This is a genomic window from Polaromonas sp., assembly GCF_031411155.1.
In the GTDB taxonomy this organism is placed as follows: Bacteria; Pseudomonadota; Gammaproteobacteria; order Burkholderiales; family Burkholderiaceae_C; genus Polaromonas.
Genome location: NZ_JANOAL010000094.1, coordinates 1 through 21969 on the forward strand (window position 1 = coordinate 1; position 21969 = coordinate 21969).

27 protein-coding genes are annotated in these 21969 nt (G+C 64.2%); 18 read left to right on the top strand and 9 right to left on the bottom strand.

All coding sequences use genetic code 11. The features are described 5' to 3' along the window. Window positions 1-265: 265 nt before the first annotated feature. From panD to panC, 7 genes are all read left to right on the top strand, one after another. Complete coding sequence (gene panD / locus RMO23_RS06230) at window positions 266-646, top strand: aspartate 1-decarboxylase (protein ID WP_309679558.1); 381 nt, start codon at window positions 266-268, stop codon at window positions 644-646. Window positions 647-726: 80 nt separating this feature from the next. Further along, complete coding sequence (locus RMO23_RS06235) at window positions 727-2055, top strand: adenosylmethionine--8-amino-7-oxononanoate transaminase (RefSeq protein WP_309679560.1); 1329 nt, start codon at window positions 727-729, stop codon at window positions 2053-2055. Further along, a complete protein-coding gene (gene bioD / locus RMO23_RS06240; RefSeq protein WP_309679562.1) occupies window positions 2048-2743 on the top strand; it encodes a dethiobiotin synthase in 696 nt (231 codons plus the stop codon). The genes RMO23_RS06235 and bioD overlap by 8 nt, the downstream gene beginning before the upstream one ends. After that, window positions 2725-3966, top strand: a complete 1242-nt coding sequence (gene bioF, locus RMO23_RS06245; RefSeq protein ID WP_405041571.1) for an 8-amino-7-oxononanoate synthase — start codon at window positions 2725-2727, stop codon at window positions 3964-3966. The genes bioD and bioF overlap by 19 nt, the downstream gene beginning before the upstream one ends. Window positions 3967-4026: 60 nt before the next feature. Continuing rightward, window positions 4027-5040 carry a biotin synthase BioB gene (gene bioB, locus RMO23_RS06250; protein WP_309679564.1) on the top strand — a complete coding sequence of 338 codons (1014 nt, stop codon included), beginning with the start codon at window positions 4027-4029 and terminating at the stop codon, window positions 5038-5040. Window positions 5041-5122: 82 nt separating this feature from the next. After that, on the top strand, window positions 5123-6025 hold the full coding sequence (panB, locus tag RMO23_RS06255; RefSeq protein ID WP_309679566.1) for a 3-methyl-2-oxobutanoate hydroxymethyltransferase: 903 nt from the start codon (window positions 5123-5125) through the stop codon (window positions 6023-6025). A gap of 38 nt (window positions 6026-6063) precedes the next feature. Beyond that, window positions 6064-6912 (top strand): pantoate--beta-alanine ligase, encoded by an 849-nt coding sequence (gene panC, locus RMO23_RS06260; protein ID WP_309679568.1) that lies wholly within the window; start codon window positions 6064-6066, stop codon window positions 6910-6912. A 274-nt stretch (window positions 6913-7186) separates the two neighbouring features. On the opposite strand, the gene RMO23_RS06265 is transcribed toward panC, so the two are convergent. Genes RMO23_RS06265 through RMO23_RS06275 form a run of 3 tightly spaced genes read right to left on the bottom strand, consistent with a single transcriptional unit; the run spans window position 7187 to window position 8358 of the window. Continuing rightward, window positions 7187-7579, bottom strand: a complete 393-nt coding sequence (locus RMO23_RS06265) for a hypothetical protein (protein WP_309679570.1) — start codon at window positions 7577-7579, stop codon at window positions 7187-7189. Between the two features lie 10 nt (window positions 7580-7589). Further along, window positions 7590-8042 (bottom strand): phage holin family protein, encoded by a 453-nt coding sequence (locus tag RMO23_RS06270; protein ID WP_309679572.1) that lies wholly within the window; start codon window positions 8040-8042, stop codon window positions 7590-7592. 13 nt (window positions 8043-8055) lie between these two features. Further along, entirely contained in the window at window positions 8056-8358 is a 303-nt protein-coding gene (locus tag RMO23_RS06275; RefSeq protein ID WP_309679574.1) for a DUF883 family protein, read from the bottom strand. A 338-nt stretch (window positions 8359-8696) separates the two neighbouring features. On the opposite strand from RMO23_RS06275, the gene RMO23_RS06280 reads away from it, so the two are divergent. After that, window positions 8697-9026 (top strand): cupin domain-containing protein, encoded by a 330-nt coding sequence (locus RMO23_RS06280; protein ID WP_309679576.1) that lies wholly within the window; start codon window positions 8697-8699, stop codon window positions 9024-9026. 96 nt (window positions 9027-9122) lie between these two features. Here RMO23_RS06280 and RMO23_RS06285 read toward each other — a convergent pair whose 3' ends face one another. The 4 genes from RMO23_RS06285 to RMO23_RS06300 all read right to left on the bottom strand — a co-directional run bounded on the left by RMO23_RS06285 (window position 9123) and on the right by RMO23_RS06300 (window position 11454). Next, window positions 9123-10151: an NAD(P)H-dependent glycerol-3-phosphate dehydrogenase gene (locus RMO23_RS06285; protein ID WP_309679578.1), complete on the bottom strand. Its 1029-nt coding sequence runs from the start codon at window positions 10149-10151 to the stop codon at window positions 9123-9125. 42 nt (window positions 10152-10193) lie between these two features. Then, a complete protein-coding gene (secB, locus tag RMO23_RS06290) occupies window positions 10194-10655 on the bottom strand; it encodes a protein-export chaperone SecB (protein ID WP_309679580.1) in 462 nt (153 codons plus the stop codon). Between the two features lie 81 nt (window positions 10656-10736). Beyond that, window positions 10737-10997, bottom strand: a complete 261-nt coding sequence (gene grxC, locus RMO23_RS06295) for a glutaredoxin 3 (RefSeq protein ID WP_309679582.1) — start codon at window positions 10995-10997, stop codon at window positions 10737-10739. A gap of 46 nt (window positions 10998-11043) precedes the next feature. Next, the gene (locus RMO23_RS06300; protein ID WP_309679584.1) at window positions 11044-11454 is read right to left on the bottom strand and encodes a rhodanese-like domain-containing protein; all 411 of its coding nucleotides are present in this window, start codon (window positions 11452-11454) and stop codon (window positions 11044-11046) included. Between the two features lie 111 nt (window positions 11455-11565). Between RMO23_RS06300 and gpmA the strand changes: the two genes are divergently transcribed. From gpmA to RMO23_RS06315, 3 genes are all read left to right on the top strand, one after another. Beyond that, complete coding sequence (gpmA, locus tag RMO23_RS06305) at window positions 11566-12321, top strand: 2,3-diphosphoglycerate-dependent phosphoglycerate mutase (protein WP_309679586.1); 756 nt, start codon at window positions 11566-11568, stop codon at window positions 12319-12321. A gap of 179 nt (window positions 12322-12500) precedes the next feature. Then, entirely contained in the window at window positions 12501-13940 is a 1440-nt protein-coding gene (locus tag RMO23_RS06310) for a S41 family peptidase (protein WP_309679588.1), read from the top strand. A 101-nt stretch (window positions 13941-14041) separates the two neighbouring features. Beyond that, window positions 14042-14791, top strand: a complete 750-nt coding sequence (locus RMO23_RS06315; protein WP_309679590.1) for a HesA/MoeB/ThiF family protein — start codon at window positions 14042-14044, stop codon at window positions 14789-14791. 20 nt (window positions 14792-14811) lie between these two features. Here the strand turns inward: RMO23_RS06315 and RMO23_RS06320 are convergent, their stop codons facing one another. Continuing rightward, window positions 14812-16824 carry an AsmA family protein gene (locus RMO23_RS06320; protein ID WP_309679592.1) on the bottom strand — a complete coding sequence of 671 codons (2013 nt, stop codon included), beginning with the start codon at window positions 16822-16824 and terminating at the stop codon, window positions 14812-14814. A gap of 332 nt (window positions 16825-17156) precedes the next feature. On the opposite strand from RMO23_RS06320, the gene RMO23_RS06325 reads away from it, so the two are divergent. Continuing rightward, entirely contained in the window at window positions 17157-17537 is a 381-nt protein-coding gene (locus RMO23_RS06325) for a response regulator (protein ID WP_309679594.1), read from the top strand. Window positions 17538-17539: 2 nt separating this feature from the next. Here the strand turns inward: RMO23_RS06325 and RMO23_RS06330 are convergent, their stop codons facing one another. Further along, the gene (locus tag RMO23_RS06330) at window positions 17540-18172 is read right to left on the bottom strand and encodes a response regulator transcription factor (protein ID WP_309679596.1); all 633 of its coding nucleotides are present in this window, start codon (window positions 18170-18172) and stop codon (window positions 17540-17542) included. Between the two features lie 133 nt (window positions 18173-18305). On the opposite strand from RMO23_RS06330, the gene RMO23_RS06335 reads away from it, so the two are divergent. The 6 genes from RMO23_RS06335 to RMO23_RS06360 all read left to right on the top strand — a co-directional run bounded on the left by RMO23_RS06335 (window position 18306) and on the right by RMO23_RS06360 (window position 21840). Continuing rightward, a complete protein-coding gene (locus RMO23_RS06335; RefSeq protein ID WP_405041572.1) occupies window positions 18306-19655 on the top strand; it encodes a CHASE3 domain-containing protein in 1350 nt (449 codons plus the stop codon). A gap of 197 nt (window positions 19656-19852) precedes the next feature. Beyond that, complete coding sequence (locus RMO23_RS06340; RefSeq protein ID WP_309679598.1) at window positions 19853-20017, top strand: DUF1328 domain-containing protein; 165 nt, start codon at window positions 19853-19855, stop codon at window positions 20015-20017. Between the two features lie 85 nt (window positions 20018-20102). Continuing rightward, on the top strand, window positions 20103-20510 hold the full coding sequence (locus tag RMO23_RS06345; RefSeq protein ID WP_309679600.1) for a glycine zipper domain-containing protein: 408 nt from the start codon (window positions 20103-20105) through the stop codon (window positions 20508-20510). A 37-nt stretch (window positions 20511-20547) separates the two neighbouring features. Further along, window positions 20548-20913, top strand: coding sequence for a hypothetical protein (locus tag RMO23_RS06350; RefSeq protein ID WP_309679602.1), 366 nt, complete (start codon window positions 20548-20550; stop codon window positions 20911-20913). Window positions 20914-20924: 11 nt separating this feature from the next. Further along, complete coding sequence (locus RMO23_RS06355; RefSeq protein WP_309679604.1) at window positions 20925-21404, top strand: hypothetical protein; 480 nt, start codon at window positions 20925-20927, stop codon at window positions 21402-21404. Between the two features lie 121 nt (window positions 21405-21525). Next, entirely contained in the window at window positions 21526-21840 is a 315-nt protein-coding gene (locus RMO23_RS06360) for a BON domain-containing protein (protein ID WP_309679606.1), read from the top strand. The last annotated feature ends 129 nt before the right edge of the window (window positions 21841-21969 follow it).

Consider the following 21969-nt stretch of genomic DNA (forward strand, 5'->3'; position numbering starts at 1 on the left):
CTGCGGCCCGCATCAATCAGGCCCGCCGTCAAGTCGCCAGCCCCCACATCTTCGGCCAGGGCGCGCGCCACATCGGCCTCGGCCAGCCGGGCCAGCGTTCCCGCTGAGAAATCAACTGAATTTTTCATATAACTAATTTGAATAAGGACTCACCTAAACTAGCGGCTCAACAGGCTAATTGTTACTGATTTCAGGGCTGCCCATGCCCCATGTCCCGCCTGTTTTTCGCCACCCCCCTTTTTTTCTGCAGATCACCAGGCCCCTCATGTTCAGAACCCTGCTCAAATCCAAAATCCACCGCGCCGCGGTCACCCACTGCGAACTTAATTACGAGGGCTCCTGCGCCATCGACGAAGACTTGCTGGATGCCGCCAACCTCGGCGAGAACGAGCAGATCCATATCTGGAACATCAACAACGGCGAGCGTTTCATCACCTACGCCATTCGCGCCGAACGCGGCAGCCGCATCATCTCGGTCTATGGTTCGGCGGCACGGCGCGCGGCGGTGGGCGACCTCGTCATCATTGCCGCTTTTGCGCAGGTTGAGGAGAAAGAAGTGGCGGGCTTCAGTCCGAAGCTGGTGTTCGTCAACCCCGACAACCGCGTCCAGGAAGAACGCTCGACGATTCCGGTGCAGATGGCCTGATTGGGCCTGATTGCAGCCCCCGCCCTGCAGCGCGGCCAGCGCCCATGGGCATTTCCGCCTTTTTTAAAACGGGAGCCCCCATGGACAACCCCTCGCTGATCCAGCGCAGCCTGCAGCATGTGTGGCACCCCTGCACGCAAATGAAGCGGCACGAGACGCTGCCGCTGGTGCCCATCGCCAGAGCCCAAGGCGTGTGGCTGTACGACTTTGAAGGCCGCCGCTACCTCGATGGGATCAGCTCCTGGTGGGTCAACCTGTTTGGCCATGGCCATCCGTACATCAAGGCCGCGCTGGTGGCGCAACTGGACCAGCTCGACCATGTGATGCTGGCCGGTTTTACCCATGAACCGGTAGTGGAACTGTCTGAAAAGCTGGGCCAGCTGACCGGGCTGGGCCACGCCTTTTACGCCAGCGACGGCGCCTCGGCCACCGAGATTGCGCTGAAAATGAGCGCCCACTACTGGCGCAACACCGGCCGATCCGAAAAATGTCGCTTTGTCGGCCTGGCCGGTGGCTACCACGGCGAAACCGTGGGCGCGCTGGCCGTGACGGACATTGCCATTTTTCGCGAAGCCTACGCACCGCTGGTGCGGCTGGCAGCCACCGTGCCCAGCCCCGACGCCCGCAAAGCCGAGCCGGGTGAAAGCGCGGCCGACGTGGCCCACCGCGCCGCCGGCGGCCTGCAGGCCTGGCTGGAGCAGCACCACGCCAGCACGGCTGCCCTCATCATCGAGCCGCTGGTGCAGTGCGCCACCGGCATGGCCATGCACGATGCCAGCTACCTGCGGCTGGTGCGCGCGCTGTGCGACCGCTACGAGGTGCATCTGGTGGTGGACGAAATCGCCACCGGCTTTGGCCGCACCGGCACCTTGTTTGCCCATCAGCAGGCCGGCATCCGTCCTGACTTCATTTGCCTCTCCAAAGGCCTGACCGGCGGCACGCTACCGCTGTCTGCCGTGCTGACCACCGATACGGTGTACCAGGCCTTTTACGACGACGAGGTGGCGCGCGGCTTTTTGCATTCGCACTCCTACACCGGCAACCCGCTGGCCTGCCGCGCGGCGCTGGCCACGCTGGAGCTGTTTGCGCAAAACGATGTGCTGGCCCGCAACGTCACGCTGGCCCACACCATCAGCCAGGCTTTTGCGCCGCTAACGGCCCATGCGCGCATCAAAAACGCCCGGCAGCTCGGCATGCTCTGGGCCTGGGATGTGGACACGGCATCGCCCTATTTTTCGCGCCGCTACCAGCAGCACGCCATAGCGCACGGCGTGCTGCTGCGGCCGATTGGCAACACGATTTACGCCATGCCGCCCTATGTGATGGATGAAGACACCGCCGGCCACCTGGCACGCGGTGCGCTGGCCGCGCTGCAGGCCACGCTGGCTGAAGAAAGTGCGCATGGGTAAGCCACAACAGCTTTCGCTCTTTGTCACCGGGACCGACACCGGTGTCGGCAAAACACTGGTGAGCACCGCGCTGCTGCATGCGCTGGCCCGGCACTACCCGCGTGTGGTCGGCATGAAGCCCGTGGCAGCGGGAACCACCCTGATCCTGGGCGCCGAAGCCAACGACGATGTGCTGGCCCTGCGCGCGGCTTCCAGCTGCCGCGTGCCGCCCGAGCTGGACAACCCCATATTGCTGCCCGATGCGGTATCGCCCCACATTGCCGCCACGCGCGCCGGCGTTCGCATCGCCATCGCCCACATCGTGGCCTGCCACCGCCAGTTGCTGCAGTTGGCCGATGCCGTGGTGGTGGAAGGCGCGGGTGGCTTCATGGTGCCGCTGTCGGATACGGAAACCGGTGCCGATCTGGCGCAGGCGCTGGCGCTGCCCGTGGTTCTGGTGGTGGGCCTGCGCCTGGGTTGCCTCAACCACGCGCTGCTGACGGCCGCCGCCATTCGCGCGCGCGGCCTCACGCTGGCGGGTTGGGTCGCCAACCATATCGACCCCAGCATGCTGGCGCAAGGCGACAACATCGCCTTCTTGCAGCAGCAGCTGGCCGCACCGCTGCTGGCCAGCATTGCGCACCAGCCGCAGCCCGACCCCCAAACCCTGAACCTGGAACTCCCCCTGGCATGGCAATCAACACCCTGATGACGAATTCCTGGCTCGACGAATTTCCGGCCCGCATTGCCGAGCTGGACCGCACGCACCTGCGCCGCCGGCGTCGCGTGGTGGTGCCAGAAGACGGCGCCCACCTGCGGGTTGACGGGCAGCGCATGCTGGCGTTTTGCAGCAACGACTACCTGGGCCTGGCCAGCCATCCGGCGCTGGTGCAAGCCGCCTGCGACGGTGCCCGCGCTTTTGGCGTGGGTGCGGCGGCCTCGCCACTGGTCAGCGGCCACAGCGCCGCCAACGAAGCACTGGAACACGCCCTCGCCCGCTTTGTCGGCCAGCCGCGCGCGCTGTATTTTTACGCCGGCTACGCCACCAACATCGGCATCGTGCCCGCCCTGGTGGGCAAGGGCGATGCGGTTTTTTCAGACGCGCTGAACCACGCCTGCCTGATTGACGGCGCACGGCTGTCCAGCGCGCAGATTCACCGCTACGCGCACGCCGACCTGGCGGCGCTGGAGCAGGAACTGATCAACAGCCCGGCCCGGCGCAAGCTCATCATCAGCGACGCCGTGTTCAGCATGGACGGCGACGTGGCCGATGTGCCTGCGCTGCTGGCGCTGTGCGAACGCCACGACGCCTTGCTGCTGCTCGACGACGCGCACGGTTTTGGCGTGCTCGGCCCGCAAGGGCGCGGCTGCCTGGCCCACTTTGGCCTGTCGGGTGAAAATGCCTCAGCGCGCGTGCTCTACATGGCCACGCTGGGCAAGGCCGCGGGCGTGGCCGGGGCGTTTGTGGCGGGCAGCGAGGCGCTGGTTGAATGGCTGCTGCAAAAAACCCGCAGCTACATTTTTGCCACCGCTGCCCCGGCCTTGCTGGCCACCGCCCTGCAAACCAGCTTGCAACTGATTGAGCAGGACGAGTGGCGGCGCGAGCACCTGCAGCGCCTCATTGCCCGCTTGCGTCAAGGCCTGACCCAGGGCCTGCAAGGCAGTTCATGGCGGCTTGGCGAGTCACCCACCGCCATTCAGCCGCTGGTGATTGGCCCCAATGACGCGGCGCTGGCCGTGATGGAAGGCCTGCGCACACGCGGCCTGTGGGTGCCCGCCATTCGCCCACCCACCGTGGCCGAGGGCACGGCCCGTTTGCGCATCGCCCTGTCGGCCGCGCACACCGAGGCCGACATTGACCGCCTGGTGCGGGCGCTGAGCGAACTGGCTGCGACATCGACTTCATCACAGCGGCCAAACCGCGTCGAATAAACTGAGAAAATTGTGTCGCATCCGTGACAGCACATCCGTATCACTTAGGAGCCCCCGTTCATGCCCCCTGTCCTGGCCCAAGCCCTCGCCTTCCACCCGCCCCGCCCCGCCGCCCCGCCCCAGGCACCCGGCCGCTGGAGCGTTGACGAAATTGAAGCGTTGTTCAACCTGCCGTTTCCTGAGCTGATGCACCGCGCGCAAACCGTTCACCGCGAAAACTTTAACCCCACGCACGTTGAATTTGCCACGCTGCTGTCCGTCAAGACCGGCGGCTGCGCCGAAGACTGCGGCTACTGCCCCCAGGCCGCCCGCTATGACACCGGCGTGCAAGCCAGCAAGCTGATGGAGCCCGCCGAAGTGCTGCTGGCCGCGCAACGCGCCCAGGCCGCCGGCGCCACGCGTTTCTGCATGGGCGCGGCCTGGCGCTCGCCGAAAGACCGCGACATTGAAAAAGTCGCCGAGCTGGTGCGCACCGTCAAGGCGCTGGGCCTGGAAACCTGCGCCACGCTGGGCATGCTGGAAGACGGCCATGCGCAAACCCTGCAGAGCGCCGGCCTCGACTACTACAACCACAACCTCGACAGCGCGCCCGATTTTTACGGCGACATCATCACCACGCGCGACTACCAGGACCGGCTCGACACGCTGGCGCGTGTGCGCAGCGCCGGCGTCAAGGTCTGCTGCGGCGGCATTGTCGGCATGGGCGAAACGCGGCGCCAGCGCGCCGGCCTGGTGGCCGAGCTGGCCAACCTCACGCCCTACCCCGAGTCGGTGCCCATCAACAATCTGGTGAAGGTTGAAGGCACGCCGCTGGCGAATCAGGCCGACCTGGACCCGTTTGAATTTGTGCGCACCATTGCCGTGGCCCGCATCACCATGCCGACGGCCAGGGTGCGCCTGTCGGCCGGCCGCCAGCAAATGGGCGACGGCGTGCAGGCGCTGTGTTTTCTGGCCGGCGCCAACTCGATTTTTTACGGCGACAAGCTGCTGACCACCGGCAACCCCGACACCGAAGCCGACGTGAAACTGCTGCAGCGGCTGGGCATGAGCCGCTCGGCGCCCGAGACGCGCTGAAGGGTTCTGTCGGCGCGCTCAGCAAGCGGTGCAAAACCCGGCCCGCACTGGTTAGACTCTCGCTAAATTCAGGAGCCGTCCCATGACCACCGATGCCACACCCGCCGCCACCCCTTACGGCACGCTGCCCCCAGCCTCCGCGCCCAGCGCACCGCTGGCGCGCAAGCCGATGAGCCTGCCGCGCCTGCGCGAAATGCACACGCAAGGCGAAAAAATCACCATGCTGACCGCCTACGACGCCACCTTTGCCGCCGTGGCCGATGCCGCCGGGGTGGAATGCATTCTGGTCGGCGACTCGCTCGGCATGGTCTGCCAGGGCCTGTCAAGCACCGTGGGCGTGAGCCTGGAGGCCATGCGGCATCACACCGAATGCGTGGCCAACGGCCTGCGCCGCTCGCACGCCACCGCCTGGCTGATTGGCGATCTGCCCTTTGGCAGCTACCACGAGTCCAGAGAGCAGGCCCTGCGCAGCGCGGTGGTGCTGATGCAGGCCGGTGCCCACATGGTCAAGCTCGAAGGCGGCGGCTGGACCACCGAGACCGTGCGCTTTCTGGTCGAGCGCGGCATTCCGGTCTGCGCGCATCTGGGGCTGACACCGCAAACCGTGCATGCGCTGGGCGGCTACCGGGTGCAGGGCAAAACCGACCAGGCCGCCGCCACGCTCAAACGCGATGCGCAGGAACTGCAGGACGCCGGCGCCGCCATGCTGGTGCTGGAAATGGTGCCGGCCACGCTGGCCGCCGCGCTGACGCAGACGCTGGCGCACTGTCCCACCATAGGCATAGGCGCGGGCAAGGGCACCGCCGGCCAGGTGCTGGTGCTGCACGACATGCTGGGCATGAACCTGGGCAAGATGCCGCGCTTCGTTCACAACTTCATGGCCGGCCAGGACGGCAAGAACGCCAGCGTGCGCGGCGCCATCGAAGCCTATGTGCATGCCGTGAAAGACGGCAGCTTCCCCGACAACGCGACCCACGCCTGGTAGGGCGGCAAGGCGAACCGATTCGAACTGAAGGAGACCCCATGCACATCGTCCACACCATTGCCGAACTGCGCGACGCGCTCAGCGGCTTCAAGCGCCCGGCCTTTGTGCCCACCATGGGCAACCTGCATGAGGGCCATATCGCGCTGGTCAAGCAGGCCAAGCCGCTGGGCGACGTCACCGTCTCCAGCATTTTCGTCAACCGCCTGCAGTTTGCGCCGCACGAAGACTTTGACAGCTACCCGCGCACCCTGGACGCCGACGCCCAGCGGCTGCAGGCGGCCGGCTGCGATGTGCTGTTTGCCCCGCGCGAGCAGGAGTTGTACCCGCAGCCGCAAACCTACAAGGTGCACCCCGCCAACGACCTGGGCGACATTCTGGAAGGCCACTTTCGGCCCGGTTTTTTCATCGGCGTCAGTACCGTGGTGCTCAAGCTGTTCTCGTGTGTCTACGCCGGCATGCCCGCGGGCGTGGCCGCTTTCGGCAAAAAAGACTACCAGCAGGTGCTGGTGGTGCGCCGCATGGTGCAGCAGTTTGCCCTGCCGATAGACATTCTGGCCGGTGAAACCCAGCGCGCCGAAGACGGGCTGGCGCTGTCATCGCGCAACGGCTACCTCAACCCGGCCGAGCGCGCCGAGGCCGCGCAACTCTCGCAGGCCCTGAAAGCCCTGGGCCAGGCCGCCAAAGCCGCCCAGGCCGCCGACCTGCCCGCGCTGGAAGCGCAGGCCATGCAGGCGCTGGCGCGCCGCGGCTGGAAACCCGACTACCTGACCGTGCGCCGCCGCGCCGATCTGCAGCCGCCGCAGGGCGCGTTGTTATCAGAGCCGCTGGTGGTCCTGGGCGCGGCCAAGCTCGGCAGCACGCGGCTGATCGACAACCTGGAAATCTGAGCGGCCCGCAACCGGCGCCGGAATGACGGCAGCGCAATCCGCTCTGTTTTTGATAGCTGTTGACGCTTATCCCACAAGGGCTGGAGGCAACTTTAATCAACAATGGAACGCCATGAGCCCAAATAAGCAGACGGTGCGAACATGCATGGACGGCTTCACCAAAAGCGATCATGCGCAAATCCTGGAATGGCTCATGCCCGGCGCATTTCATTTGTCGGGCAAAGACGCCTCAACGGCAAGCGGCTTCGCCATAGCACCCGCTCCTGTCAGGCACCTACATCGGCGGCGCGTCAGCGCCTATAGGCTGATCCGGGGACGGCTCTGCAGACTGCCCAGCCCGGCCAGCGAGCCATTGGTAGCCCTTCCAGACCAGCAGGGCCGCGCCCGCACCGAGCAGACCGTAGCGCAGCAAAGGCAGCCGGCGCGCACCCGACAGGGCCAGCGACAGCAGCGAACTGAGCAGCGGTGCGCGCCTGAGCAGCGCCAAGGCCAGCGGCAGGCCTTTGGCCAGGGCCAGGCTGGGCACACCGTTTTTGAAAAAAATCACCCGCTGCCGCGCCGCGTCAATCGCGCCGACCATCTCGGCGCGCTCCATCGCGGCGCGCATCAACAAAACCTGCTTTCTCAGTTCCCGCTGGGTGGTGGCGCTGGTGGCTGCGTCGCTCATGGTGCGACCCTCATGGTGCGGCTTCGCGCCGGGCGCTGGGCGCCAGGGCGGCTTCCAAGGCCTCGCGGTCTTGCGCCATTTCGGCCAGCGTTGCCTGCAAAAAAGGCGGGCGCGTCGCCAGCGCACGCTGGATGCGCCACCAGAACCAGCCGCCGAAGCCGAGGTAGCTCGCCGCAAAGAACGCCAGCACCGCCACACGCTGCGCCGCGTCAACGGCCAGCACCACCATCAGCGTGAACATCAGCACGCCCACCAGGCCAAAAACCAGCAGGCCCAGCAGGTTCAGCCACAGGCCGATCAGCCGCTGCAGTTCTTCTTCAAGCTCCACGCCCGCCAGGGCCATGCGCGTGTGCGCCATGCCCTGCAGCGTGATCAGCAGTTGGCGCAGCGAGGCGAACAGGCGCGGCGGTGGGTCCGCCGCCCGGGCGTCCGCGCTGGGGGGTTCTGGCCGGGGTGCGGTCATGCGGCGGCGGTTCTTACTTGCGGTTGACCAGCAAACCCATCAAAAACCCGGCCGCAGCGGCAACACCCACGGCCCGCCAGGGGTGGGCATGGACATAGTCGTCGGTGAGCCTGGCCGCCTCTTTACCCTTGAGCAGCGTCGCTTCCTGCAGCCCGGTCAGTTTTTCGGTGACCAGCTTGAGCTTGCCTGCCGCTTTTTCGCGCAGGGCCACGGCGGTTTCGCCGGTGCTTGCAGCCGCTGACTTGAGCAGATCCTCCGCGTCGGCGAGCACCACTTTCATGTCGGTGATCAGCTTGTCCTTGTTGGCGTTTTCCATGGAATGCTCCCGGGTGTTGTTGGCAAAAAGTAAAAAATCAGGCGTGGCGTGAACCGATCTTCAGCCTGGCCCCATCCAGCGGGGCACTGCTTTGGAGACGGCCCGCCGGAATGAGGCAGATTAACCAAAGTTGGCCTCGAGGTCAAAATCGGCCCAACCCGGGCCAACGGCAGCTATGCTTTTAATAGCATACTCGACTTGTGGGTATTGGGCCAGGGCCTATTTTTCTTGAAATTTGCACTTCAAACCCAAGCGCGCCACTCGGATGACAGGCAGCAACCCCGGCCCTTCAGGTATAACTATTCCCGGCATCAGCAGCACTTTCCAGGAGTTTCATCATGGCCATTGACCACGCCGCATCAGGGCAAGTGATTGACGTTTTTCCGCTTACCGACAGACTTACTGAATCACGGACCGTCGCCCTGTTCAAAACCAGCGAGATTGAAGTCATGCGACTGATCGTGGCGGCCGGAAAAACGGTGCCCTCGCACGAGGTCAAGGGTGAAATCACGGTGCAGTGCCTGGAAGGCGAGGTGGAATTCACCGCGGCCGGGCACACCCAGCGCATGACGGCGGGCCAGCTGCTCTGGCTGGAAGGCGGTGTGGCGCATGGCTTGACGGCCGTTCGGGACGCATCGCTGCTGGTGACGATTGTTTTGCGGAAATAATGACGAAATAGCACGCCAACCCAATAAATACGCGCCTTAGCAGCTATTAAAACAATAGCAACCGGGGGCCCTCCAATCTAGGCCCCTCCAATTCAGTCAGGCCTGCTCCACTGTCGGCCCGCGCCCCATCAGGGCGGCCACCGCTTCTGCAGGTTTTAACTGGCCATCGAGCAGCGCCACCACGCTCTGCGCAATCGGCATCTCCACCCCCAGGCCCGCGGCACGCTGCACCACGGTGCGGGCGCAGTAAACGCCTTCGGCCACATGCCCGAGCGACTCGACCGCCTCGGGCAGGCTTTTGCCCTGGGCCAGCAGCAGGCCGACCTGGCGGTTGCGGCTGAGGTCGCCGGTGGCGGTCAGCACCAGATCGCCCAGGCCCGACAGTCCGGTGAAGGTTTCGGCGCGCGCCCCCAGGGCCACGCCGAGCCGGGTCATTTCGGCCAGGCCGCGGGTGATCAGCGCCGCCCGGGCGTTCAGCCCCAGCTGCAGGCCGTCACACAAACCAGTGGCAATCGCCAGCACGTTTTTGACGGCGCCGCCGACCTCGACGCCGACAATGTCGTCGCTGGCGTAAACGCGCAGGGTGCTGCTGTGAAACGCCTCCACCAGCGCGCCGCGCACCTCGGCGTGCTCGCTGGCGGCCACCAGCGCGGTCGGCTGGCCGCGCGCCACTTCCAGCGCAAAGCTCGGTCCGCTGAGCACACCCGCTCTTAAATTGATAGCAACCTGCGCGCGTATTTCATGGACCAGCAGGCCAAATGATGCCAAAGACGGGGCGCTGGCGGGCAGCGCGGCCTCAAACCCCTTGCTCAGCCAGGCGACCGGTACGCGGGCCTGCCGCAGGCGCAGCAGCAGGCCGCGCGCCGCCGCCACCGGCGTAGCCATGATGATCAGGTCCTGGCCCTGAACCGCTTCGGCCAGCGAGGCTTCGCCGCCCCCTTTGAGCTGCAGGCTGGCTGGCAGGGCAATGCCCGGCAGGTAGCGGGTGTTGGCGCGCTCGCCTTGCAGGGCGTTGAGCCGCGCCGCATCACGCGCCCACAGGGTGACGCGGTGCAGGGCATCACGCGCGGCACAGACGGCCAGCGCCGTGCCCCAGGCGCCGGCACCAATCACCACGATATTCATGGCCTCACCCCGTCAGCGCAAGCGCCGCGATGCCGGCGGCGCTCAGACAATGATCTGGGGTGCCGCGGCCGAGGCGGCTTCGGCCTGCTGCTGTTCATACATGGCCTGGAAGTTGATTTCGGCCAGATGCACCGGCGGGAAACCGCCGCGCTGAACCACGTCGGCCACATTGCCGCGCAGGTAGGGGTAGACGATTTGCGGGCAGGCGATGCCCAGCAGCGGGCCCATTTGCTCGGGCGAGATATTGCGGATCTCAAAAATGCCGGCCTGCTTGGCTTCGACCAGAAACACGGTCTTGTCGGCAATCCTGGTGTGCACGGTGGCGGTCACCGTCACCTCGAACATGCCGTCGGCCACGGGCTTGGCATCGACACCGAGCTGGATGTCCACGCCGGGCTGCTCCTGATTCAGCAAAATCTCGGGCGAATTGGGCTGCTCCAGCGACACGTCCTTGAGGTAAACGCGCTGAATTTGAAACACAGGGTCAAGATTGGCTTCAGCCATGGTGAGCTTTCGATTGAATGAAAAAAAGGGGAAACGGTTGGGAGCGGCCTGCTGCCAGCGCGCAGGCGTGGCGGCATTATCTCAGCCGATACTGAGCAGCGGCAGCAAGCCGCCCCGGCCGTCGAGCGCGACCAGGTCGTCACAGCCGCCGACATGGGTGTCGCCAATGAAGATCTGCGGCACGGTGCGCCGGCCGGTGACGTCCATCATTTTCTGGCGCTCGCCGGCCACCATGTCAACCCGGATTTCATCGAGTTCGGTCACGCCGCGCTGCTTGAGCAGCTGTTTGGCGTGGATGCAGTAGGGACAGGTGCCGGTGGTGTAGATTTTGACGGTTTGCATGGGATTCAGAAATTTCTCAAGCCAGTTCAGGGCGGTTCAGAGCAGTTCAGGACTTCTCGACCGGAAGATTAGCTTCTTTCCAGGCCTTGAGCCCGCCGCCCAGCGATTGGGCCTGCTCGTAGCCGAGCTTCTTGGCGACCGCCACCGCCCGGCCCGCGCGCGCGCCGGTGGTGCACACCAGAATCAGCGGCACGGTCTTGTTTTTCACCACGCCCGGCAGCCTGGCTTCGAGTTCGCTGAAGGGCACGTTTCTGGCGCCGCCCACATGGCCGGCCGCAAACTCATCGGCCTCGCTGACGTCCACCACCACCGCTTTTTCACGGTTGATCAGTTGCACTGCCCCGCTGGCGGTCAGCGCGCCGGCATTCAGGCTGCTGGCAATCAGCGGCCAGACCAGCATGCCGCCAGAGGCGAGCGCTACCGAAATCAGCATCCAGTTATCGATCAGAAATTTCACGTTGTACCTTTTGTGTATTTTTCAGCAAGCCCTTGATTTTAGAATGCTGGGGTGATCCGGCCCGCAAGGCCTGTCTTTTACCCTCACCAAACTCCTTGAATCGGCATTCCCATGGACCAACCCGCGCACCAACTCGTACTGATCCGCCACGGCGAATCGACCTGGAATCTTGAAAACCGTTTCACCGGCTGGACCGACGTGGACCTGACCGAAACCGGCATCGCGCAGGCCAAGAATGCCGGCCAGCTGCTCAAAAGCGAAGGCTATGAGTTCGATGTGGCCTACACCAGCGTGCTCAAGCGCGCCACCCGCACGCTCTGGCACACGCTGGACGAGATGGACCGCACCTGGCTGCCGGTGGTGCACAGCTGGCGCCTGAACGAGCGGCATTACGGCGGCCTGCAGGGGCTGAACAAGGCCGAAACCGCCAAAAAATATGGCGATGCGCAGGTCCTGATATGGCGCCGCAGCTACGACACCCCACCGCCGCCGCTGGAGGCCGGCGACCCGCGCAGCGAGCGCGGCGACCCGCGTTACGCCAGGCTGCAACCGGGCCAGGTGCCGCTGACCGAATGCCTGAAAGACACCGTGACGCGCGTGCTGCCGTTCTGGAACGAATCGATGGCGCCCGCCATCAGGGCCGGCAAACGCATCGTGGTGGCGGCCCACGGCAACTCCATACGCGCGCTGGTGAAGTACCTGGACCACATCTCGGACGAGGACATCGTCGGCCTGAACATTCCCAACGGCATTCCGCTGGTCTATGAACTGGACGCCGAACTCAGGCCGCTGCGCCACTTCTACCTCGGTGACAGCGAAGCGGCCGCCAAGGCTGCGGCGGCGGTGGGCGCCCAGGGCAAGGCCTGACGCCAGGCCGGACGGGCCGAGGCGGCCCGGGGGTTATGTAAAAGTCGTGTAAAAGTCGTCGATTCCCGCCACGGCTGCGCGCGGGCGGCGGAACTGTTCCCTAGGGGCTTTCTCCAAGGTGTATATTGCTCCTGATACACAGGAGCACGGGTTCCTACAGGCTTTTTAAGGTAGTTTTTATGGGTCAAAAGCTCAAGATAGCAGGCTGGATTTCAATTGGCGCGGTGGCAGGCGCCCTCACCACCGTGCAACTGCAGGCGGTGGCACGCGGTGGCATTTCCCCCTTGCCGCTGGAAGAGCTGCAGCAGCTGGCGGCGGTGTTTGGCATGGTCAAAACCGATTATGTCGAGCCGGTGGACGAGAAAAAGCTGATCACCGATGCCATCTCGGGCATGGTGGCCAGCCTGGACCCGCATTCGGTCTACTTCGACAAAAAGTCCTACAAGGAATTTCGCGAAGGCACCAGCGGCCGCTTTGTCGGCGTCGGCATCGAGATCACCCAGGAGGACGGGCTGGTCAAGGTGGTGTCGCCCATCGAGGGCTCGCCCGCCGACCGCGCTGGCCTCAAACCCAACGACCTGATCACCCGCATCGACGACACCGCCGTCAAGGGCCTGAGCCTGAACGAGGCGGTCAAGAAAATGCGCGGCGAGCCCAAATCGAACGTGCTGCTGACGATTTTCCGCAAGGACGAGAGCCGAACCTTTCCGGTCACCATCACGCGCGAGGAAATCCGTACCCAGTCGGTTCGCAGCAAGGTGGTCGAACCCGGTTACGCCTGGATCCGGCTGAGCCAGTTCCAGGAGCGCACGGTTGACGATTTTGTGACCAAGCTGGAGCAAATTTACAAGCAGGACCCCAACCTCAAGGGCCTGGTGCTGGACCTGCGCAATGACCCCGGTGGCCTGCTCGATGCGGCGGTGGCCATCTCGGCCGCGTTTTTGCCTGAAAACGTGACGGTGGTGTCCACCAACGGCCAGCTCGACGAAAGCAAATTCACCTACAAGGCGGCGCCGGAGTTTTACCAGCGCCGCAGTGGCAACGACCCGCTCAAACGCCTGCCAGCCGCCCTCAAGCGCGTGCCGCTGGTGGTGCTGGTCAACGAGGGCTCGGCATCGGCCAGCGAGATCGTGGCCGGCGCGCTGCAGGACCACAAGCGCGCCATCATCATGGGCACCCAGACCTTCGGCAAGGGCTCGGTGCAGACCGTGCGGCCGCTCGGCCCGGACACCGGCATCAAGCTCACCACCGCGCGCTACTACACGCCCAGCGGCAAGTCGATTCAGGCGCGCGGCATCGTGCCCGACGTGATGGTGGACGACACCGCCGAAGGCAGCCCGTTTGCCGCCCTGCGGACCCGCGAAGCCGATCTGGAAAAGCACCTCAACAGCGGCCAGGGCGCCGAAGTCAAGGACGCCAACCGCGAAAAAGCCCGCGAGGAAGCCATGAAGCGGCTGGAAGAAGAAGCCAAGAAAACCCCCGAGCAGCGCCGCCCGCCCGAGCTCGGCAGCGACAAGGACTTCCAGCTGGCGCAGGCCATCAACAAGCTCAAGGGTCGCCCGGTGCTGGTCAGCAAGACCGCCGTGGTCGAGCCCAAAAACGAGAAAAAAGACAACTGAGCGCAGCGCTGGCTGCCAGTCAACCCGGTCGCGGCGCGGCCAGGGTTGACCCACTCGCAGCCCGCCCGCGCCCCTGAGCCTGACCTGAGCGGTTTTCATCCATGAACGACGAGCAGCTGCTGCGCTATTCCCGCCACATCCTGCTCGACGAGATCGGCATCGAAGGCCAGGAAAAACTGCTGGCGGCGCACGTCCTCATCATCGGCGCTGGCGGGCTGGGCTCACCGGTCGCGCTGTACCTGGGCAGCGCCGGCGTGGGCCGCATCACCATCGTCGATCATGACCGGGTCGATGCCACCAATCTGCAACGGCAAATCGCCCACAACCTGGCGCGCGTTGGCACGCTCAAGGCCGAGTCGGTGCTGCAGGCGGTCGCCGCCATCAACCCCGATGTGAAGGTCGTTCCGGTCACACAGCGCGCCGATGATGCCTTGCTGGACCAGCTGGTGCAGCAGGCCGACTTGGTGCTGGACTGCACCGACAACTTTGCCACCCGCCACGCCATCAACCGCGCCTGCGTGCGGTACCAGCGGCCGCTGGTGTCGGGCGCGGCGATCCGGCTGGACGGCCAGATTGCGGTCTATGACTCGCGCAACGCAAGATCACCGTGCTACGCCTGCGTTTTCCCGGAATCCGCCCTGCCGGAAGAAGCCCGCTGCGCCACCATGGGCGTGTTTGCGCCGCTGGTGGGCATTGTGGGCACGGTGCAGGCGGCGGAAGCCCTGAAGCTGTTGTGCGGCGTGGGCGAGCCCCTGACCGGGCGCTTGCTGATGCTGGACGGCCGCAGCATGGCGTGGAATGAAATGAAACTGGTGCGCAACCCCTTGTGCGGCGTCTGCGGCACGCATTGACCTTGGCGTTGGCGTTGGCGTTAACGGGCAGCAGCAGGCAGCGGGTTTGCCTTTGAACTCACGGCGGGCTTGGCCGCCCGGGTCAAGATGGCGCTGCAATCGGCATCCTCACCGGGCCCGGTCTCCACTGTCGCCGCCAGCGCCAGCAAGGGATTGATCAGCCCCAGCGCCAGCGCAATGCCGGCCCGCCCCACCAGCGCGGTTTTGTCCGGCCCGGCGCTGGGCGCAGCAAAGCTGCCGCCAATCTTCAGCGGTGAGCGCAGGCTCAGAATGCTCTGGTCCTTGGGGGCCGGATTGAGCACGAGGTCCAGCGTCTCGCTGGCCAGGTTGACCTGGCCCCGGCCGGTGATCACGGTGTCGCTGGTGTCCAGCACGATGGCGCGACTGGTCATCAGGCCGTTTTTGACGTCAAAGGCCGCCGCGGCGCAGCGCAGCTCCACATTGCGGTCGCCCCGCACCAGAAACTTGATAATCTCGCCGCCATCCAGCCCCAGGTACTCCAGCAAGATGTTGCTGATCTGCCCTTTTCCCATCAGCACGGCCACATCACCCGAGGCCGACCCGAGCATCTGCGCGGCGGAGTTGCCGCGCCCTTTCAGGTCAAACTGGCCGCTGATTTTTCCGAAACTGCTCCTGGTGGTTTCCACCGACGGAAACAGCTGGTTCAACTGCACGGCGCGCACGTCAAGCCTGGTCGCGAAGGCCGCGGGCACCACATTGGAATCGATGCGGATGCTGCCGGCCATGGTGCCCCCCGCCACGCCCAGTGAAACAGGCTCCAGCTGCAAGACACCGCCAGTCAGCTTGACGTGAACGCTGCCCTTGTCCAGCGGCAGCGCCCGCACATGCCGGATATCGGCGGCGGTGTAGGTCACGTCGGCGTTCATGGCTTGCAGACGCGGTACGTCCAGCGGTGTCGTCGGCAACACCTTGCGCGATGCGGACGCTCCCCTGAGCGGCTGAGCCGCGGGCGCCGAAGCGGGCACAGCGGCGGTTCGGCTTGCCGCAGCGGTCTTGGCCGACGCTGGCGCAAGCCCGATTACCGGCCCGAGATCCGCAAAATCGAGTTGCCGGGACTGCACCTTGCCCGTCAGCAGCGGCACTGAACCGGACTGGTCAAAACTGAGCGCACCACTGAGGTCGGAGCTGCCCAGCACACCCTGTATCTGGCTGGCCGCCCAGACCTTGCCGTGCCGGCTCAGCTTGCCGCGCAGCTTGTAGGGCGGCGTGGATGGCAGCACCACGCCCAGCAGTTTGTACAACTCTTCGAGGTTTCTGCCCTGCAGATCGAAGGTTGCATCCAGCCCGGCAAATTCCGCCAGGTTGTCGATGCTGCCCCTGGCCTTGAGGCTGGTTCTGCCGGCCGTCGCATTGACTTCCAGCGGAAACGTCTCCTTGGTGTCTTTGCTCAGTTGCAGCACGCCGCCGCTTCGCCCGCTGGCGCTGAAGGCTTCGTTCTTCCATTTGCCGGTGGCCTTGTAGCTCAGGGGAAGCGGCTCGGTGGACTCCTGGGCCAATGAAAATTGCGCGACGATGTTGGCGCCCTGCGCCGCCGCCAGGTATTTCACCGTGCCCCGGTCCACCAGCAAGGCGCCGATGTCAGGCACCGCGCCCGCATCGGAGGTGTCGCGCGACAGCGCCCAGGTGCGGCGGCCATCCGGCTCCATCTGCAGTCCGATCTCCGGTTCGGTCAGTGCGACGCGGGGCAACTCGACCTTGCCAGCCAGCAGGGGCAGCAGCCTGATATCAAATTCGGCCGCCTTCGCCTTGACCAGGTAAGGGTCGCGGGCCCACTCCGGGTTGGCAAACTCCACGCCATCGGCCTTGACGGTAATGGTTCGCCCCAGGACGACATCCAGATGCCGCGTGATCTCAAACCGGCGCCCCAGTTGAGCAGAGACATGGCGGTTGATTGGACCGCGCAACTGGTCCCATGGGAAAAACAGCACCCCCAGCGTCAGCACCAGCAGCAAGGCGGCAAGACCGGCCAGCACCCGACGAAACACGGTGGATTGAAACAGCGGAGGGTTCATTCGTTTGGAGTCACTTCCGTCCGGCTCTGAGAACCTGGTTTGCCCTGCAATGGCCGGTGGCGGAGGCAATGGCCTGCAGTTCAATAACTATCCAATGAACCACGGGTCTGCGCAGTCGGCTGGAGCGATGAAAGACTGTGGGCAAGTGCCTACAGTTTCGGGTGTAGGAGACCTCCTACGTGGACTACCCTTTGTCGCTGGCAGAATGCACACCAGGCCAGAGATACATTAGGAAACATGGCGGACCGTTTCGACTTGCGCTTATTCGCGCTTCACTTTTCGGGCTTTCGTCATCTTCCGCAAGCCATGCCGCCTCCACTTGGACCTGTTCCGTGAGACTGAAAACCTATATCGTCGAAGACAACCCCACCATTCGGGAAAATCTGATTGGCACGCTGGAAGAACTGGCTTCGATCAAGGCCGTCGGCACCGCAGAAACCGAAAACGATGGCAAGGCGTGGCTGACGGATGGCGTCAACGAATGGGACCTGGCGATTGTCGATCTGTTTTTGAAGCAGGGCAGCGGGCTGGGCGTGCTGGCCGCCTGCCGCAACCGCGCGTCGCGGCAAAAAGTGGTGGTGCTGAGCAACTATGCCACCGCCGACATTCGCCAGCGCTGTGCCCAGCTGGGTGTCGACGCGGTGTTCGACAAATCCAATGAGATTGACGCCCTGGTGGAGTATTGCATCCAGCAAAGCGGCGCTACAGCTTGAGCTCAGTCGATCAGCTTGTTTTTCAGCGCGTAGTACGAGAGGTCTCTGTTGGAGGCAAGGCTCATCTTCTCCATCACGCGGGTGCGGTAGGTGCTGACGGTTTTCACGCTCAGCGAAAGCGCCTTGGCAATGTCACCCGCCGTTTCCCCCTTGGCCAGCTTCAGGAAAACCTGAAACTCCCGCTCCGACAACTGCTCGTGCGAGGCCACGTCGTTGGGCCGGTTCAGTTGCTGCGCCAGCAGTTCGGCCACGGCGGGCGTGATGTAGCGCTTGCCCAGGGAAATCACGCGAATCGCGTCCACAATTTCCGATGGCTCGCACTCCTTGTTGAGGTAGCCGCTGGCGCCCTGGCGAATCAGGTTGACCGCATAGTGCTCTTCCGGATAACCGCTCAGGATGAGAATGCCCACGTCGGGCGCCTTGGCGCGAATCATGGCCAGCGCGTCGATGCCACTCTGGCCCGGCATGGACAGGTCCATCACCAGAACGTCCAGCTCGACGTTGCGCACCAGGTCAATCGCCTCGCGGCCATTGCCGGCCTCGCCGACGACGCGCAAATCGACCTGGTCGGAGAAAAACTGTTTCAGTCCCGAACGCACAATGGCATGGTCGTCCACAATTCCAATTTTTATCATGTCGCTGTCCTTTACTAAGGCCTGCTTGAGCAGGCAACGCAATGAAAAAAAGATGGCCACCCTGGACATCTGCATTGATATTCAATGCCCATTATTGACGAATAACTCAACGAAGTACTGAACGGAGACCGTCGTGAAAAAATTTACGATCCCGAAAATGGCGATCAGCCTGCCGCTGGCGGTGCTGGCCGCCGCCCTCCTGATTTTCATCAATGAGGTCAGTTTTTACCAGTCCAACGCCGCCACGGCAAACATCGAGGAGGCGCAGAAGACGCGCTCGGCGCTCAACAAGTTGCTGCAGCAGGTGCTCGATGCCGAAACCGGGCAGCGGGGGTTTTTGCTGACCGGCGACGCGCGCTACCTGGAACCCTATGACGCTGCCACCAATGATATCAATCAGACCCTGGACACGCTGCGGGTGCTGTTTACCCCCTACAACGACCAGCTGACCGAATTCGGCGTGCTGTCGCGCCATGTCGCGCGCAAACTGTCCGAGATGGATTTGAGCGTGCGCATGCGCAAGGAAGGCAAGGAGGAAGCCTGGAAATTTGTCCTGACGACCGACGTGGGCAAGGAGCAGATGGATGCGATTCGCACGCAATCGGCCAGGCTGATATCGAGCAGCACCAGCAAAATGGAACAGGGCCGGATGCAGATCGTCAAGAGCCTGCAGCTGTCGCGGATTGGCGTGGCCATCATGGCGCTGGCCGGCCTGCTGGCTTTTTACATGTACCTGTTGCAAACCAAACAGTTGCTGGCGTCGGGCGAGCGCGAACAAGGGTTGCTGCAGCGCGAGCGCGACCAGCTGGGCCAACTGGTGCGTGAGCGCACGGCCAACCTGGCCGAGCTGGCGACCCACCTGCAGAACGTGCGGGAGGACGAGCGTGGCCACCTGGCGCGTGAGCTGCACGATGAGCTGGGCGCGCTGCTGACCGCCGCCAAGCTCGATGTGGCCAGGCTCAAATCGCGCCTGGCCGGTCATTTGCCTGAAGCCGCCGAGCGCCTGGAGCACCTGACCAGCACCCTGAACAGCGGCATTGCCCTGAAGCGGCGGATCGTGGAAGACTTGCGCCCGTCCTCGCTGTCCCACCTGGGCCTGGTGGCCTCGCTGGAAATTCTGACGCGTGAATTCGAGGAACGCTCCGGGCTGGCCATCACCACCGACCTGGAGACGGTCGAACTTGGCGGCTCGGCGCAGCTGACGGTTTACCGGCTGGTGCAGGAATCGCTGACCAACCTGGCCAAGTACGCCCAGGCCACCGAAGTCGTGGTCAGCCTGCACAACTTTGACCGCTACGTCGCCGTGGAAGTGAAAGACAACGGCAAGGGCTTCAACATGGCCAGCGTGGGGCCGGGCAGCCACGGACTGGCCGGCATGCGCCACCGGGTGGAAGCGGCGGGCGGGCGCCTGACCGTTGCCAGCAGCACCGAAGCCGGTGCCAGCGGCACGCAGATTTCCGCCGTGCTGCCCAAAACCCTGTGACGCGAACCCGGCGACGGCTTCGCCGGCGCCAGGGCAAACAATGACCATAACCAGGGGTCAGCCCTCTCCTACAGCTTCACCACGCCGGCACTGACAGAGCCACACGCTCACTGCCGATGAGTAAAAACCGGCTGCCCCATTAACCTTGCTGCAGGCCTTGAAAACGAGGCGTCACCCACTCAAGCAAGGAGCTTTAGATGCTGCACTATTCAGTCGTTTTTCTGGTGATCGCGCTGATCGCCGCCGTTTTTGGCTTTGGCGGTATCGCGGCGGGCGCCGTGGAAATCGCCAAGATCCTGTTCTTCATTTTCGCCATCATGGCTATCGTGAGCTTTGTCGTCAGCCTGATCAGAAAAAACTGACCCTGGCTGGCGGCCCTCAGCGAAGACTCTTCATGGCGCTCAGCGACCCATTTCGATTTCCACCCCCACTCACCAAGGACCTGACATGAACACCAACACTACCCCTGCTTCCCGCGATGCCATGACCGGCGTGCGCCAAACCTCCGACGAATTGCTTCAATCGGCCGGCCAGGCGGTCGATTCCAGCCGCAGCTATGCCAACGCGGCGCTGGATCTGGCCGAAAACAAGGTGCGTGCCTTGCGCGGCAATGTCGACCCGGTGGTTGACATGCTGGCCTCCAGGGCCCAGAAGCTGGCCCGCCAAAGCCTGGACATGGCCTCCGAAGCGAAAGACCGCGCCCAGCAATCCCTGAGCCGCGCCGCGGGCGCCACCACCCGCTATGTGGCCGAGCAGCCGCTGCGCTCGGTGCTGATTGCGGCGGCCGTGGGCGCCGCCGTGGCGGTGCTGATTTCCGCGTCGCGCAATCACCATCGCGATCAAAACCGTTATTGAACCCGTTCTTAGCAAACCAAGTCCCACCCCGGTAGCCATGCTGCATCCTCTTTTTTCAACGCTGATCCAGCGGCCCGACCTGGTGGCGGATCATGTCTCGGCCTATGCCGCGCTGTTTCACGAGGAAGCCTCGCGTGCCGGTGCCGAACTGGTGGCACGCACGGTGGCCTGGGCGCTGGCGGTCCTGGCGTTGGTGGTTTTTCTGGGCCTGACGGGCGTGGCCCTGATGCTGGGCCTGATGCAAAACCATTTTCACTGGGTGCTGGTGGCGGTGCCGGGCTTTGCACTGGTGCTGGTCGTGCTTGCCGTCGTCAGGGCCAAAAAACCTTTGACGAGCGAACGCTTTCCGGAACTGAAGGCGCAGATCGACAGCGATGCCCGCGCCCTGCGCATGGCCGTCTGAAAGGTGATGGCATGACAGCCCCCCCCGCCATGGACAGCCTGACGCCGCAGGAACGCCTCGCCATCAGCCGCAAGGCCATTGTCAGGCACATGGGTCGGCACGACCAGGACGACAGGGACGAACGCGCCGAACGCGTGGTCGATCACCGCTACGGCGATTTCGACGCTGCTGAACGGTCGCGCCAGGACCCGAACGGAAGCTGGGGAATGGTCAGGCACGCCACGCAGGCCTGGTGGCGACACCATCCGGCGGGCGTGGCTTTCGATCTGGCCAAGCCCGTTCTGGGCAGATATGCCAGGGAACAACCCTTCAAATTGCTGGGCATGGCCGCCGGTATCGGCGCCGCGGCCGTGGTGCTGCGGCCCTGGCGACTGATTTCGCTGGGGGGGCTGCTGCTGGCGACGCTGAAGTCCTCGCAGCTTTCGAGCCTGGTGCTGTCGATGTTGTCGGCACCCAGGGGTGATGGCGCAGGCCAGCGCAAAGGCCCATGACCGGCGCGCTGGCCAGGTTTTTCATTTCTGATTTCCGCAGGTCGACTGGCGTGGTGCCGCTGCTCGACAGGCTTTTAAAACTTTGCACCGTACCAACTAAACCGACTCAAGAGGAACCCTTATGAAATACGCTCGCGCAATTGCATTCGCCGCCCTGGCAGGCATCACCATCATCGGCAGCGGCTGCGCCGTTGGGCGTGGCCAGGAGACCGCTGGCTCCTATGTGGACGACGCGGCCATCACCACGGCCGTCAAGGCCAGGTTTGTGGAAGACAAGACGGTTTCAGCCATGTCCATCAGCGTGGAAACGCTCAATGGCACGGTTCAGCTGTCAGGCTTTGCCAAATCCAATGCCGAAAAAATGCAGGCTGAAAATATCGCCCGCAGTGCCAGGAACGTCAAGGCTGTGCGCAACGACATCGTTGTCCGTCCCTGACCGCTTCTTGCGGGTTAATGCCGGTTAATGCCGCCACAAGGTGGCCATAACCCGGCAACCAGAAAGAGGGCCATGGATTTCATGGCCCTCTTTTTTTGCGGCTGCCAGCGGCAAAGGCGGGGTTAACCG

Coding starts and splice junctions, on each gene's coding strand:
- RMO23_RS06280 (WP_309679576.1), top strand. CDS start 8,697: ATGGCCATTGACCACGCCGCATCAGGGCAAGTGATTGACGTTTTTCCG.
- RMO23_RS06315 (WP_309679590.1), top strand. CDS start 14,042: ATGAACGACGAGCAGCTGCTGCGCTATTCCCGCCACATCCTGCTCGAC.
- RMO23_RS06310 (WP_309679588.1), top strand. CDS start 12,501: ATGGGTCAAAAGCTCAAGATAGCAGGCTGGATTTCAATTGGCGCGGTG.
- RMO23_RS06345 (WP_309679600.1), top strand. CDS start 20,103: ATGAACACCAACACTACCCCTGCTTCCCGCGATGCCATGACCGGCGTG.
- RMO23_RS06265 (WP_309679570.1), bottom strand. CDS start 7,579: ATGAGCGACGCAGCCACCAGCGCCACCACCCAGCGGGAACTGAGAAAG.
- grxC (WP_309679582.1), bottom strand. CDS start 10,997: ATGCAAACCGTCAAAATCTACACCACCGGCACCTGTCCCTACTGCATC.
- gpmA (WP_309679586.1), top strand. CDS start 11,566: ATGGACCAACCCGCGCACCAACTCGTACTGATCCGCCACGGCGAATCG.
- RMO23_RS06320 (WP_309679592.1), bottom strand. CDS start 16,824: ATGAACCCTCCGCTGTTTCAATCCACCGTGTTTCGTCGGGTGCTGGCC.
- RMO23_RS06340 (WP_309679598.1), top strand. CDS start 19,853: ATGCTGCACTATTCAGTCGTTTTTCTGGTGATCGCGCTGATCGCCGCC.
- panB (WP_309679566.1), top strand. CDS start 5,123: ATGACCACCGATGCCACACCCGCCGCCACCCCTTACGGCACGCTGCCC.
- RMO23_RS06355 (WP_309679604.1), top strand. CDS start 20,925: ATGACAGCCCCCCCCGCCATGGACAGCCTGACGCCGCAGGAACGCCTC.
- RMO23_RS06360 (WP_309679606.1), top strand. CDS start 21,526: ATGAAATACGCTCGCGCAATTGCATTCGCCGCCCTGGCAGGCATCACC.
- panD (WP_309679558.1), top strand. CDS start 266: ATGTTCAGAACCCTGCTCAAATCCAAAATCCACCGCGCCGCGGTCACC.
- RMO23_RS06330 (WP_309679596.1), bottom strand. CDS start 18,172: ATGATAAAAATTGGAATTGTGGACGACCATGCCATTGTGCGTTCGGGA.
- panC (WP_309679568.1), top strand. CDS start 6,064: ATGCACATCGTCCACACCATTGCCGAACTGCGCGACGCGCTCAGCGGC.
- bioD (WP_309679562.1), top strand. CDS start 2,048: ATGGGTAAGCCACAACAGCTTTCGCTCTTTGTCACCGGGACCGACACC.
- RMO23_RS06235 (WP_309679560.1), top strand. CDS start 727: ATGGACAACCCCTCGCTGATCCAGCGCAGCCTGCAGCATGTGTGGCAC.
- RMO23_RS06275 (WP_309679574.1), bottom strand. CDS start 8,358: ATGGAAAACGCCAACAAGGACAAGCTGATCACCGACATGAAAGTGGTG.
- bioB (WP_309679564.1), top strand. CDS start 4,027: ATGCCCCCTGTCCTGGCCCAAGCCCTCGCCTTCCACCCGCCCCGCCCC.
- RMO23_RS06270 (WP_309679572.1), bottom strand. CDS start 8,042: ATGACCGCACCCCGGCCAGAACCCCCCAGCGCGGACGCCCGGGCGGCG.
- secB (WP_309679580.1), bottom strand. CDS start 10,655: ATGGCTGAAGCCAATCTTGACCCTGTGTTTCAAATTCAGCGCGTTTAC.
- RMO23_RS06285 (WP_309679578.1), bottom strand. CDS start 10,151: ATGAATATCGTGGTGATTGGTGCCGGCGCCTGGGGCACGGCGCTGGCC.
- bioF (WP_405041571.1), top strand. CDS start 2,725: ATGGCAATCAACACCCTGATGACGAATTCCTGGCTCGACGAATTTCCG.
- RMO23_RS06350 (WP_309679602.1), top strand. CDS start 20,548: ATGCTGCATCCTCTTTTTTCAACGCTGATCCAGCGGCCCGACCTGGTG.